Annotated in this window: 9 protein-coding genes and 1 pseudogene; 3 read left to right on the top strand and 7 right to left on the bottom strand. The window is 60.8% G+C overall.

Annotated elements, in window-relative coordinates; translation table 11 throughout:
- Window positions 1–433: 433 nt before the first annotated feature.
- Both FJW03_RS07490 and FJW03_RS07485 read left to right on the top strand, forming a co-directional pair.
- Window positions 434–697, top strand: a pseudogene (locus FJW03_RS07490) (IS1 family transposase); the annotation flags it as partial.
- Window positions 698–1,223: 526 nt separating this feature from the next.
- On the top strand, window positions 1,224–1,550 hold the full coding sequence (locus FJW03_RS07485) for a hypothetical protein (RefSeq protein ID WP_140761949.1): 327 nt from the start codon (window positions 1,224–1,226) through the stop codon (window positions 1,548–1,550).
- 157 nt (window positions 1,551–1,707) lie between these two features.
- Here FJW03_RS07485 and FJW03_RS07480 read toward each other — a convergent pair whose 3' ends face one another.
- Window positions 1,708–1,950 (bottom strand): hypothetical protein, encoded by a 243-nt coding sequence (locus tag FJW03_RS07480; RefSeq protein WP_140761952.1) that lies wholly within the window; start codon window positions 1,948–1,950, stop codon window positions 1,708–1,710.
- 393 nt (window positions 1,951–2,343) lie between these two features.
- Here FJW03_RS07480 and FJW03_RS30205 point away from each other — a divergent pair, with 393 nt between their 5' ends.
- Entirely contained in the window at window positions 2,344–2,532 is a 189-nt protein-coding gene (locus FJW03_RS30205; protein ID WP_319022908.1) for a hypothetical protein, read from the top strand.
- Between the two features lie 364 nt (window positions 2,533–2,896).
- On the opposite strand, the gene FJW03_RS07470 is transcribed toward FJW03_RS30205, so the two are convergent.
- From FJW03_RS07470 to FJW03_RS07445, 6 genes are all read right to left on the bottom strand, one after another.
- On the bottom strand, window positions 2,897–3,196 hold the full coding sequence (locus FJW03_RS07470) for a hypothetical protein (RefSeq protein WP_140761958.1): 300 nt from the start codon (window positions 3,194–3,196) through the stop codon (window positions 2,897–2,899).
- 427 nt (window positions 3,197–3,623) lie between these two features.
- Complete coding sequence (locus tag FJW03_RS07465; RefSeq protein ID WP_140761960.1) at window positions 3,624–4,517, bottom strand: hypothetical protein; 894 nt, start codon at window positions 4,515–4,517, stop codon at window positions 3,624–3,626.
- Complete coding sequence (locus tag FJW03_RS07460; protein WP_181173187.1) at window positions 4,514–5,110, bottom strand: hypothetical protein; 597 nt, start codon at window positions 5,108–5,110, stop codon at window positions 4,514–4,516. Before FJW03_RS07460 ends, FJW03_RS07465 begins: the two co-directional genes overlap by 4 nt.
- A gap of 1 nt (window position 5,111) precedes the next feature.
- Window positions 5,112–7,301: an Eco57I restriction-modification methylase domain-containing protein gene (locus FJW03_RS07455; RefSeq protein WP_413466499.1), complete on the bottom strand. Its 2,190-nt coding sequence runs from the start codon at window positions 7,299–7,301 to the stop codon at window positions 5,112–5,114.
- Window positions 7,302–8,085: 784 nt separating this feature from the next.
- Window positions 8,086–9,147, bottom strand: coding sequence for a hypothetical protein (locus FJW03_RS07450; RefSeq protein ID WP_226890611.1), 1,062 nt, complete (start codon window positions 9,145–9,147; stop codon window positions 8,086–8,088).
- Window positions 9,144–12,395: a helicase-related protein gene (locus tag FJW03_RS07445; protein ID WP_140761965.1), complete on the bottom strand. Its 3,252-nt coding sequence runs from the start codon at window positions 12,393–12,395 to the stop codon at window positions 9,144–9,146. The genes FJW03_RS07450 and FJW03_RS07445 overlap by 4 nt, the downstream gene beginning before the upstream one ends.
- Window positions 12,396–12,467: the final 72 nt, after the last annotated feature.

The raw sequence follows: 12,467 nt of genomic DNA, 5'->3' as shown, positions 1-12,467 counted from the left end.
TTCGTATCGCAGCGGATGCGCGTTCCTAATGCTAGGCCGTGCGACTTAAGGCCCATGTCGCTCGCGCATAAGTCCAGCCGCCGAAACCATTCGCTTGCCGTTTCATTTCACTGCCAACTGGCGAGAACAGTCCCTTCATCGTCAGTTCAATGGATGCCCGCCACGTCCTGCGATATCGGGCATCCAAGATGACGGAGTGACGGTGCCCATACCTGACGAGCTACGCGACGTTTCGCTTAGATTTGAGTGCCCGAAGTGCGGGCATCCCACCATCCGGAAAGGCTCATGGTTCAAAGTGATTTCCAACTTCACATGCGAGAACTGCGGGGGTGAACTTCGGCTCGGCTACCCCGACAAGTTGGCCCTGTTCGAGAAGCATAAGCACCTGGTCGGCTAACGCCTGCGCCATCGCCTCGCTGCTGATGACATTGAAGGCAATCCCGATCCCAGGCACGTCAGCACGTCATTTGCTGAACGCCAAAACCTTACCATGCGGATGCATATGCGCCGCCTCACCCCTCTGACTAATGGCTTTTCCAAGGTCGAGGCTCACGCCAACGCCGTGGCGCTGCATTTCATGTACTACAATTTTGTGCGCATCCATGCCACGTTGCGCGTGACCCCGGCGATGGCCGCTGGCGTGACTGACAAGCTTTGGGAGATCGGCGACATCGTGGCACCAATCGAGGCGAAGGAAGCCGAGAAGCCAATGGTGCGCGGACCCTATAGGAAGCACCGCGATTGCCTACTCTGGCTTACCGAGACTGGGGGAGCGACAATGAGAAGAATTTTATCGGTTCTGTGTCTGTCCGCACTTGTCACGACAAGCGGTCAGGCTCGACCTGCGGTCAACATAATCACGTATGAAACCTTTTGGGATTTCTGTCGAAACCGGGCAACTGATGAACATGACAGGGCCGTTTGCACTGCTTACGTTCTCGGCCACGTGGATGCCGCCGTTACCATTTCTGAAAATATGAGCAACGGGCCAAAGCTATGCATGGACTTTGACAGCATACCTGCGCTGGTCGATCGTGTGTTGTCTTACGTTCCGTCAAAACTGACAAGCGAAGGTCACGTTTCGACTCTCATCCAGGCCGCTATCCTAAAAGCTCTAGCCTGTTAATTTCAAACTGACCCACTACCCGAAATCGTCCGGCTTGCGCGCATGCTCCGGTTGCGGCACGGTAAAGGCCGGGACAATATTGCGGGGGAGCAATACTGTGCAGATGGTAGCTGGCTTAAGGGTGCTTATGGGCACATTGGCGATGGTCACGCCGACAAGAGCAGGCAACTTAGAAGATTGCTCGGCCTATGGGCATCTCGCTTACACAATCATGAAACAGCGTCAAAGTGGCATCGATATGTCGGTCCTGATGTCGATTCTCGAGAAGAAAGCCGACGGGGCTGCAAAGCGGCAGGCGCAACAGTTGGTGATCGACGCCTACGACACACCCCTGTTCGAAATCGAAGAGAACAAGCAGCGCACAATTTCTGAGTTCGCTAATAAGGCGCAAGTGTATTGCTACCAGTCCAAGGGGTCACAGTGATCGCAGCGGTAATGCTCGCAGTGTGGTGATTTGCGTTCCTGCTAACGTAGGGCCATGATCTGTCTGCCGGGAGGGCCTCCGGCATGGCTTGGCTGCTGGTCACCCCAACCCAAACACCCACCTGGCAGCCGGGCCGCCACGCTCTCGCCAGCAGCGTTCACTCCTCCGCAGCATGGCGCACCGACCCGGTGGTGTTCCATTGGATGAACTCGACTTCCTTCCCTGTCACTTCCCGCACGGCGTTCAACAGCGCCTCATGCAGGGTCCGCGTTGAAGGGTAATGCTCACATTGCGGCGAAATGAACGGCTTCACGATGCTCAAGTGCAGCGCCTCGGCCGCTACAAGGAAGCGCTCGATTTCAGCCTCGGAAAGCTGTTTGGATGGTCTGCTTCTGGCCATTTGGCGATCTCCGGTTTTTTGAAGTCGTCGCCGCAACGAAAGGATTATATTCCTTATCTCGCGCTGCCTGCCAAGCCCTTACGCGATCACACCATGTCCAAAAGAGGTATCTTAGCCATGCTGAATATGCGGCGGTCCTGGAGGCGGGCCGCCGGGCCGGCGCCTAATCAGGCAATTTCCCCCAACGGAAGGGCGCCGGTCACTTCCTACCTCCCTGGCCAGAGTATATTAGCCAGCGCTTGACGAAGCCGGCCGCCGCGCCAGAATCCTTGAATGGCGAAGGGTAGCATTAACGTTGGCGATGAGGTTGCCATCACCGCGACTGTGCGCAGGCGAGTGACTGAGGATCGGGTAAGCGTCTCAATCTCTTCCTATAACCAGCCGCATTCCATCTTGGATCGAACATCGAAGGTAACGCGCGGCCAGCCGATCGAGCTGATAGGCGATGTCGTCCGCGTTGACGAGGGCAAGGTGACGGTCAACCTCGGCGTGCCGGTCACGGTGGATGCCGCGACGGTTAGGTTGATGACCGCCTACGTGCCGCCGAAGCGCAAAAGGCCGCTCGTCGATAAGCCGACGTAAAAGAAAAACCCGCTGACCGAAGTCAGCGGGCCATCTCCCTCATACCTGCGCCCCCTAGTCCCCAGACAATCCGCCGCTCCAGGAAACCCTACGCAACAGCGTTTGTAGAGCTAAACCTGCTTGCTGCGCTGTAACTCTGCGGCAACACTCGCCCTCAGATGTGTCTCGTTTCGGGACGAAAAAGCCGGCCCCGGTTTTGCATTGAACAGAATGCCGGTGCTCCTCCACCCGGTCCTGATCGGGGGATCAGGTTAAGCTCGCCGGGGCATGGGCTTGGGGTCTTCGGCCCGGCGAGCTTTCCTTTTCAGTGCAGCAGCAGCGCGCCGACGACGGCGCAAGAGGCAAATGAGGGCGAGGACGGGCATCATGCTTTCCCCGCTTCGCCGTATGCCGCCTGGATGATCTCGCCGGCCGACATCATGGCGAGCACGTATTCGTTGCCGAACGCCTGCCACAGGGTGTACGGGATCGACACGCTGATGGTTGTGCCGTCCTCCATGTCAAAACGCATCCCGACCCACTCGCCTTTCGGCGCAGGCCGTTCGTGCGCAAGCACAATCTGCCGTTCGATAACCGCGGGCAGCCCGTGTCCTGCATGCGCATATCTCCGCAGCCAAGAACGGCTGGACAATGCGCTCTCGCTGACCGCCTCAGGAATGTTCATCCATCCCTCGATTGATACCAATCTCAACGAGTCGGTACGCATTCAGGGGCATGACTTGCATTTTGTCACGGTCGACCTCGCGCGATCGACCCTGGGGGTTATCCAGCGCCTGCGCGACATCGTTCTATCGCCCAGAACCGACATGGTCAGCGCCTAAGATAGTTGGGACGCTGTGCCGGTGCCCTTTACGCGGCAGTCGGGTAGCGACCAGGGCGATCTGTTCCGCAATGTCGAGGATCTTGCGATCGTGTTACTCCGGCGCTGGATCAGGTCTTTCGTCTTTCTGAGCAAGTCCGGAACCGGAACCCCCCCAGCGACTTCCGCGACGGAACGATTACGAAGCGGCGTTTCGTGAAGGACCGACGATTGACGGTTCAACATGGTGTGATCGCGGAGCTTGGGTGCCAAGTCATCTTCAGAGCGAAGCTCATTTCCGGCACGCCTTCACAAGCTCTTCGACGGCTCCGAGCGCCGCTGCCACGTCAGCTTTTACGATGGGCTGCGTGGGATTGTGCGAAAGCGGATTGAGGATGAGCTTCTTGTATTTCTTCAATCCCTCGAAGGCGGCCTTGCGGTCGGCGTTCCCATTTGCATGGGCTTCGCCCTTGTTGAGCAAATCCTCAATTTTGATCTTCTGCGGATCATCGGTGTAACCGAACTGGATGTTGTGTTTGCGGCAATAGCGGCGCAGTGTCAGCTCGCATGCCGTCCGGGCATAGTTCGCTGCGGCAGCGGGATGATTGTCGTCGAGGAACCGGCCCGCCTGTTTCAACGTCTCGGCGACGAGGTCGTCCTGGCTTTCCCAGATCACCGGGCGCAGCAGGCCGTCGGCGTCGAGCTTCTCGTATATCTCGATCGCCTTCCAAGGCTCGCCCGAGAGTTGCTCGCGTGCGAGTTCGAACCAGAAGCGGTCGTGGGTGAGCAGGATTATCTGCCACTCCTTGAACAACTCCCCGATCACGTCCAGCACCGGCCGGCGGTGCGAATAGTCGAGGCTGATCAGCAGGTCGTCGAGCACCAGCAGCTTCAGCGCCTTGTCGTTTTCCGGGACGCAGGCGAGGCGACCGGCAAGATAGGTCGCGATCGCCAGCGCGGAAAGGCGCGCCTCATTCAGGAAATTGGGTGGCGCCGGCAGCGCATGATCCCGGAATTTGACGCTGGCGGTCATCGTCTGGTTGCTGAGCTCGCGCGCTTCCTCGTCATAGTTCACGCCGAAGAAGGTGAAACCTACCAGTTCGAGCGCATCCGGCTGAAAAACGTCGAGCAGTTTACGAAGGACGGATTTGGCATGAGCTTCCAGCGCCGCGAGCGCCTGCTTCATGCCTTCATTGAACTGGTTGCAGGCGTCCTTGACCTTTTCCGCGAAGTCCGGCGGACGACGTGTTCCCTTGCTATACTGTACGCGGCGCTCAAGGCCGCATTCACTTCCGCCCAAAGTTCACCGACGGTTCGCCTGAGTCCCCCTGCCATTGTCGCCTCGTAGTCGGCAAGGAGTTTTTCCACCGTCACGGTGAGCAGATTCGGGGCGTCGTTCGCCGTCCGACCCGTGTTCATTTCGATCAGCCGCGTGTGGCTCAGAAAGGCCGACTTTCGCGCCGTATCGAGCACATTGGCGGTCGGGTGCCCCGCCGCGGACCAGTGCAGTTCGGTCTTGTCGGTCAGCGTGGCCTTTACGCTCGGTTCGGCCGGATCGCTGAAGACATTGCACATCTGCGAAATGTCCTGTGCCTCCACCGAGAACAGTCCACGCAGCGCCCGGTAGATGGAGGACTTGCCCGATCCGTTCTCGCCCCAAGCCAACAGGTTCTTGCCGTCGAGCAAGAGCGAGGCCGGCGCGAGCGCCGGGAAGGCTCGGAAGTCCGAAATATAAATGGACGCAATCTTCGCTGCGCTTTCTCCCCCCGAATCCGCCATGTCAGGCTCGCCCCTCAATGATCCGCACCGCGTCGAGGGATTGCAGGTCGAAGAGGGTCGCATAAAGAGGGTGGGCGGGGTCGGCGAGGCAGCGCGACCATTCGTCGGCGGCGCGGGCGAGCGCGGCGCCTTCGAGATCGGCGAGGCTCATCAGCCCCGCCTCGCGCGACGCTGCGAAGGGGCGCAGATTCCGCGCGTGCAGTTCCTCGGCGAAGAACAACTCGTAGACGAAGGCGTTGATCAGAGCTTCGAGGCGGGGGCGATCGGCACCGGCGAGGATTGCTCTCACTACCGTCTTCACTGACGCCTCTTGCGTGGCTCCCGCTTCTGGGATCGGCAGCTTGCCAACATACATCGGCTTGAACTCGTAGAATCCTCCCTGTTTCGAGGAAAACTCCTGCCGCGTGATCCACCACGACATGGTCGAGTTTAGAACCGCGAGCAGGAAATGTGAGCGCTCGGTGACGATGATGCTCGTCTTGTCGTTGCCGTAATATCCAGTGTCGTCGGGTGCATAGGCACACTGCTTTTCGATCGCCGGAACAAATATCTTCGGCTCTTCGAAATTCTCCCAATAAGCAACGGTGTCCTGAATCTCGTGCCATTTGTACGGACCGGCTTTACGACCGCCCCAGGTGCCATCACGTGTGTCGTTCCAATCGCGCGGCTTTGGCTCCAGTTGCGGCCGAAATTTCTCCAGATGCGCCTTAATGGCGGGGTAGCGGTCGATGTCCGTGCCCTGGCGCGTGAAGATTAGCCATTTGTCCGCCGGCTCCACCTGCCACCGCTTCACATCGCGCCCGCGCAGGAAGGGTTTGATAATTTCCGCGCTCTTTGGATCGGCGGCGATCAGTTCGGCGCGTTTGACACCGTCGATGACGAAGGCTTCGTTCAGCCCGGTCAGTATGCCGCGATAGAAGCGCCCCTGGCACCATTCGCCGAGCGGCGTGCCACCCGCGCGCAGGCGCGCGAGCAGGTCACGCTCGGCCTGGGGCTCCAATTGCCAGCCGCCGGGCGAGAGATCAGCCTGGGGCATGGCGAAGGCTTCGGCGGCGAAACGCTCAGGGAAGCGCTTGACCGATTCTTTGGGCTCCTCGCCTTCGATCGGCGTCCAGTTGAGTGACTGGATCGTCTCGCTCGGCCGAGGCTTGCTGGGTACGGATTTGCGTGTGCCAACCAGAATGGTGGGATAGGCGATCGCTTCGAACACCGGGGCATCACCGAAATCGACGATCTTCAAGATGCGCGCATGCGTGATGAGCCATTCGCGCAGGCCCTTGCCGTATCCGGCACGATACCATTTGTTCGAAGTGATGAAGGCGAGCGCGCCCGATGGCTTGAGCAGCCGCAACGCGCGTTCGTAGAAATAGACATAGATGTCGGCGGCCCCGGCGAAGGTCTCGTAATCCGCCTTGAGCTGGGCCTTGGCGATCACCGACTTATCGTTGACGCGGAAGCTCTCGATCTTCTCCTGCCGGATGTAGGGCGGATTGGCGAAGGCGATGTCGAACCAGCCTTCGTCGGCCGAGGCGTCGAGCCCGAACATCCATTCGCCGTCGAAGAAGGGTGCGAAGGCATTGGGATCGAACGGGTCCCAGGCCGCAAGTTTTTGGGCGTCATCACTAACAAATGTATGCTCACGTGCCACTTCGGCGGCGATCTCTTCGCGTAGCGCCTTGATGCGTTTCTGCATAGCCCGCTTGGCCGCACCGTTGGCGGCGGCGAAGAAGGCGCGATTGGCCTCGCGCAGAGCTCGCTGCTTGGCTGCCATGTCCCGAGTCACCAGCACTGCTTGGCCGCTGCGGTGCAGCGGGGTCAGCGTGTTCGCAGCGACGAACTTGGCCTCAAGGTTAGGAAGCGGCGTGATGCCACGATTGGGGCGGTCGGCGTGTTCTTTCTGCTCCACGGCCAGGCTGATAAAGCACCGCAGCTTGGCGATCTGCACGGCTATGGGCTGAATATCCACGCCGTGCAGGCAGCGATCTATCAGGAACAGCTTGCGCGTGTAGTCGGGATAGTGGCCGCTTGCGAACTTGACGTCGAAGTCGGTAAGTGCAGCTTCGGCCGTTTCAATCTCAGCGGCGCGTTCATTGGCTGCGGGAATGGCTTCGGCCTCGGCGAGCCGCCGTTCGTAATAGAGCCGGTTGTGCGCCTTCCACTTCTCCCCGCCGGGATCCAGCACATCAAGCATGTGGACCAGCTTCTGCAACAGGCCGAGCGGGAACGCGCCCGACCCCACAGCAGGATCGATGGCCTTGCAACTCTCGATGGCGGCGATCAGGGCATCCACTTGGGCTGAGCTGAAGTCATGCGAACGGCTGGCGAAGCTGAGCAGAGCGCGGAGGCTAGCTTCGTCTTTCCCCGAAGGTCCGGCGAATGCCGTGCGCGGAGGGCTCTTGAGGTTAAGCTCCCCCGGCAAGGCGCCGAAATTTAGCCCCTGTGCGCGAGGACGCGCGGCGTTCAGGTCCAGTTCGCTCGGCAGCTTCGGCAGCAGCCAGGCGACCAGCGCCTCGTCCACCATGAAATCGACCACCTCGCGTGGGGTATAAAAGCTGCCCGACTTGTTGCGGGCGGTGGTTCTGGTGTCCACGTTATAGGATGCAAGCAGGTTCTCGAACACCTTGCCCAGCAACTCGGGATCGAGGGCGGCTTCCTCTTCAAGCGGAGTGTTCTCCTCGACGGTGAATTTGTAGCGCTCGAACAGGTCGACAAGGCCGGGCACATCACGCGGCGCCTTGGCCTTCTCGAACCAGCCGGACAGATCGACGCCCTTCGCTCCCCCGAAGAACAAGGCGTTGGGCAGGCGCGGCTGCTTGTCCGGCTGATCGGAAAAGCCGTCGATGCGTAGGATCAGGCCTTTGCGCTCCCGCTCGGCGTGCCCCGCACGCGGATCCTCGCTCGCAATCTCGGTATCCAGGCATTCGAACAGGCCGCCGTTGAGAAAGGGCACGCTGGCAAAGGTTTCCAGCGCCTTGTCAGGTTCCGCGAACAGGGCGGCGTAGCGATAGACGTGGTGGCCGAGGTAATCCTTCGATTGCCCGCCCTCGTCCTGCCGCCAGCGCCGCTCGGACATCTCCGTGTTGAGGGTGGCGAAGAACAGGTTCTGGAGGATGGCGAGGTAGTAGCCGTGGCCGGCGGGCATCGCGGCGGGCGGCTCCTTCAACAGCTTCGCCAGCGCGGCTGGGTCGAACAGGGCCTCTGGGAAGGCCCTTCTCCTTGACGAACCAGACGAACATCAGCCTGGTGAGCAGGCGGATCAGTGCGATTTCCTTGGCGCCCTCGCCATTGCCCTGACCCTTGGGGAAGGCGAGTGGCGCGCTGGTGCTGGCCCAGGCGAACCAGTCGGCCAGCTCCTCATAGAAGCGCTTGTTGAGTTCGGCGGCCGACAGTGTCTCCAGCCATAGATCATAGAGCGCACGGAAATCGGACGGAGCCTTGCGCCGGGCGAGTGCTGCGAGCGAGAGGTCGGCCAGAATTTCGACATGGGCACGGTGGGGCCGGGCGAGGTCGATGTCCTTGATCAGGCTGATCCGCCCACCGACCACGTCGCGCGAGGCGTCGCGTCGGTTGGAGCGACGGTCGATCACCGTCAGAGTCGCGTGGTCGCCATGGCGGAACAGCACAATCGCAGGCATCGCGAACCCACGATTGAGAGCGCGCACGATCGTGACAAGCTGGCGACGTGACCAGTTGCCGTCGTCCAGATCGATGGCGAGGATGACGAAGGAGTCGATCGCGCCACGCTGGAAACTCCCGCCTGTCGCCGGATCGCCACCACGAGACAGCGCGGGCAGTTCGTCGCCGGTGAGCTGAAACAGGAAATGCACCGCGCGCCAGCGGCTCAGGGTCTCGAAACGAGCCGTATCCATCCCCATCGCTGCGAGAAACTGGACCGGGGCGGCAGGAGCGTCCAGCGTCTTGGGACTGCGATAGCCCATGGCGCCGAGCAGCGCCCGACCCGCATCCGCGAGGTCCGCGCCAGCAAGCCCGGATACCGCGTCGCGGATCGTTGCGAGACGTTGAGGAGCGTGGCTCATGCCGCCCCCGTCGCCGGTCGGATGATGAGCCAGGTGATGAGGTCATAGTCCAGGCTGGCTCGGGCTTGCGCACCCCCGTCGGGCACGCGCGCGCCGCGCGAGCCTGCGAGCGCCGCCAACGTGCGCGTCGCCGAGGTTTCGCCGATCGAGGCGACGGCGGCGCGGATCAGCCCATCATACCGCTCCATCTTCTCACCATGATCGGTCTCGTCGTCGAAAGCGTTGCACAGCGCTTCGAAGGGCTCACTTCGTCCCAGGCAGAGCGCACGATACGCTTCCAGGATCGGCTTGGGCTGGCCGAAACCTAAACGCACCGAGCCGTCATCCTTCACATGGACAAGATAGTGGGGATCTAGCGGGTTGATCTTCGCCTGCTCGGGGTTCGGATCGGGTGGGCGACGACCGAGGCAGAAGATCACGCCAGGATCGATGGCGCCTTCCTCGACCTCATTAGGCACGATCGCGTGCAGCCCAAGCGGCGCGTCACGCAGCGCCCGCTCATTGGCGCGCGCGAAGCCAAGCAGGTCGGCGCGGAAGTCGTCGAGCGCGAAATCGGCGAGCGTCAGGCCGCCGCCGGTTTCCTCCAGATCGAACACTTCATCCTTCAGTCGGAGTAGTTGCTCGTCGCGCCAGCGGGCGTCGCCATCGGCCCCGGCGCGCGCATTGAGCAGATCGTCGTCGCCCGTGGCCGAAAGATCGACCAGCGCCATGCGGGCCTCCACGCGATCCTTGAGGCGAAGGTATTTGTTGAGGTCCTCGGTCGGCCAGAAATTGACCATGCGGATCGAAGCATTGCGGCTGCCGATTCGGTCGATCCGTCCGAAGCGCTGGATCAGGCGCACGGGATTCCAGTGAATATCCACATTCACCAACAGGTCGGCGTCCTGGAGATTCTGGCCTTCGGAAATGCAGTCCGTGGCGATCAGCAAATCGATTTCGCCGCCAGTCTCGGCGCCTCGCATCGATGCACGGCGCTTGGCGCGCGGCGCGAAGTTGACCAGCACATCCTGAAAGCGCGCCCGCCCGAAGGTCGCCTTGCAGCCGTCTCCCGTCACCAGCGCCGCTTGCAGCCCGCATTCACGCGCCAGCGGAAGCAGCTCCTCGTAGAGATAGCGGGCGGTGTCGGTGAAGGCCGTGAACAGGATGATCTTGCGGTTGGCTTCGCCGTCGCGGTTGGTGTTGGGCTTGGCGGCCTTGGCGCGGACGATGTCCTTGATCCGGTCCAGCTTGGCGTCCCGATCGGGCGTGACCTTGCGTGCTTCGTCCGTAAGCGCAGCGATTCGCTCGCGGTCGCGTGTCAGCGCTGCTTTCCACGCCGCCCGGTTGATGTGGGCGAGGTTGTATCTCAGCGCGCCGCCGACCTCGAAGGCTTCTTCCAATTCATCGTCCAACTCAATCTCGTCCGGCGCAGGCGTGTCGATGGTCGCCGTCGCATCAAAGTTGTCGAGATCGCCGAGCCGCTGGTCGATGCGGGCGATCATGCGGTCCATAGTTTGACGGAACGAATTGACGGAGCTTTCCAGCCGCTTGAGGAAGCCAACCTTCATCATCGCGATGAGGTATTTCTCGCGATTGGCCTGGTCGAAATTACCGCCCTTGTCATAGAAGGCGCGATACTCTGGAAGTACGAAAGTCAGCGGGCCATAGAGCGCCAGTTCCAGCTTGCTGATAGCTGCATCCACGTCTTCGAACGCCGGAAAGCCGCCTTGGTTATCGATATTGGCAAAGACGGATTCGGGTGCGGCCCGCTTCGGAAATCCACCGATCTGCTCCATCGAAGCGGCGTAGTGGCGCTCGACGTGTTTGCGTGAGCGCGCAATTGTCACGCCATCGAGCAGGCCGAACAATGCGGGTGGTAGCTTGTTGAGGAGTTGACTGACCTCACGACTGCCGCTCTTCGCCCAGTCGGCAAAACGACGCCGAGAGCCACCGATCAGCGCGGCGAGATTTGGCACGCCCAGGTCCGCGAATCCGTCGCCCCTGTCCGCAGAGATCAGGTCCAGTTGGGCCTTGAGATCGCTCAGATCATTGTTCACCGGCGTGGCCGAGAGCATCAGGACTTTGGTTCGGAGGCCGGCCTTGATCACATCGTCCATCAGCCGCTCGTAGCGGCTCCGGCGTCCGCCTGCTCCCTTATTCCGGGATGCGCTTCGGAAATTGTGGGATTCGTCGATGACGATGAGATCGTAATTGCCCCATTCGATCCGTGCGAGGTCGATGTCGCCGACTTTCCCTTTCTCGCGCGAAAGATCGGTGTGGGACAGGACTGTGTAACCGAACCGGTCCTCACGCAGCGGGTTCATCTCGCTGTTATTGGCAGCGAGGTAATCGGTCCAGTTCTCGCGCAGCTTCTTCGGACACAGCACGAGCACGTTCTTGTTGCGCTTCTCGAACCACTTGATAACGGCCAAGGCGGTGAAGGTTTTGCCCAAACCGACGCTGTCGGCGAGGATACAGCCACCGTGTTTTTCGATCTTGGCGAGCACGGCGCGCAGGCCGTCGCGCTGGAAATCGAACAACGCGCGCCAGATTGCAGTCTGCTCGAATGCCGTCTGCTGGATCAGCGCTTCTTCGGCCGCCTGGCTGGTCAGGAAATCGCCGAACAGGTGGAGCAGCGTCTTGAAATAAACGAACTCCGGCGCGGCATGAGCATAGCTGGCTTCGAGTGCACGCAGCACTTCCTCGCGCACGTCTTCAGTCAGACCAGCGTTGTCCCATAGCTCGTCGAACCAGGCCAGTAGGTCCTCTCGGTCGCGGTCGCTATCGACGATCAGATTGAGTTCGATGTTCGCCGAGTCGCCGAGCCCAAGCCCGTTGATCGTGAAGTTCGAGCTGCCCAGCACGGCATGCGGACGGCGTCCGTCGTCGATATGGATCAGCTTTCCGTGCAGCAAGCCCGAACGCTTGACCGACCGTATCGCGACTCGGTCCCTGATCCATTGAGCACAGCGCAACGCCGCAGCCCGCCGCCTGATTTGCTCGGTGAGATGCAGTCCTGACTCGTCGAACGAGAAGGCGGGTGGGACGAGGCTCGCATTGTCGGCATCCTTCAAGAATCTCGGCTCGCCGAACAGGAAGCGCATCTGCCCAACGCTGTCCAACGTTGTTCGGAGGCGATCATAAGCAAAGGTCGTGAAATAAGCTGAGACAACCGACAGGCGGCTCTCAGGAACCGCGTGCTCAGTGATGAACTCGTGAACCTCTCCCCTTCCACGATTATCTCTGATGCCCGATCTACCTGTCTTCACGCTGTCTCCTTGTTCAATGTCACTTTAATGCGACAGCCGACGATAGTTCGAACTCCGCGATGGACTTGAGTG

Origin of the sequence: Mesorhizobium sp. B4-1-4 (genome assembly GCF_006439395.2) — a bacterium.
Taxonomy (GTDB): domain Bacteria; phylum Pseudomonadota; class Alphaproteobacteria; order Rhizobiales; family Rhizobiaceae; genus Mesorhizobium.
Note: the sequence above shows the minus strand (reverse complement) of the source record. Positions and strands in the feature narration are given on the sequence as shown.